Origin of the sequence: Hylemonella gracilis ATCC 19624 (assembly GCF_000211835.1) — a bacterium.
In the GTDB taxonomy this organism is placed as follows: Bacteria; Pseudomonadota; Gammaproteobacteria; order Burkholderiales; family Burkholderiaceae_C; genus Hylemonella; species Hylemonella gracilis.
In genome coordinates, this window is the sequence record NZ_AEGR01000115.1 from 1 (window position 1) to 1007 (window position 1007).

Consider the following 1007-nt stretch of genomic DNA (forward strand, 5'->3'; position numbering starts at 1 on the left):
ATCGACGACGGGCGCGGCCAACTTGACGGCGGGTGGCAACCTGGTGGTCAGCGGCGTGTTCGGCAACAGCCTGACGACCACGACGACGAACTCGGGGACGACGGAGTTCGGCACGACGAGCGCGACGAGCCTGGATGTGACCAGCGCAGGTGCGGTGACTGACACAGGTAATCTGAGCATCATGGGCACGACGACCTTGGCGGCGGGTGCGAACGCGATCACGCTGGACGAGTCGAACGACTTCGGCGGGACGGTGATGATCACCAGCGCCGGAGCGGTGACGCTGAAAGATGTGGACGACTTGACGGTGGTGTCGACGTCGACGACGGGTGCGGCAAACCTGACGGCGATTGACAACCTGGTGGTGAGCGGGGTGTTTGGCAGCAATCTGACGACCGCGACAACAGGTACGGGCACAACCAGTTTCGGGCTCACCAGCGTGGGCGGGGTCCTGGATGTCGAGAGTGCGAATGCGGTCGGCCAGACCGGGGCCTTGAGCGTGACGGGAACGTCGTCGATCGACGCAGGCAGCGCGACCGTCATCTTGAACATCAGCAGCAACAACTTTGGTGGTGCGGTGAGTCTGACGGGTGGAATCACGCAGATCACGGACGCGAATGCGTTGACATTGGGGGCGCTCAACACCGGAGCGCTGACGGTGATCACGACCGGTAATTTGGATCTGGGCAGTGGCACGATCAGCGGTGCGCTCAATGTGACGAGCAACAACGGTGCTGTCACGCAGGCGGGAGCGCTGAGCGTGACAGGCTTGAGCACGCTCAATGCCGGGACCGGCGCCATCACCTTGGGCAACACCGGCAATGACTTTGTCGATACGGTCACGATCACCAGCGCAGGCGCGTTGACGTTGCAAGATCAGAACGCGTTGACGGTGGTGTCGACATTGACCACCGGTGCGGCGAACCTGACGGCGGGTGGCAACCTGGTGCTGAGCGGCATGTTCGGCAGCAGCTTGACGACCACGACGACGGGCACGGGCACGACGG

Annotated in this window: 1 pseudogene; it reads left to right on the plus strand. The window is 63.4% G+C overall.

What is annotated here, in order from left to right:
* Nucleotides 1–1007 (plus strand): annotated as a pseudogene (locus HGR_RS17615) (hypothetical protein); the annotation flags it as partial.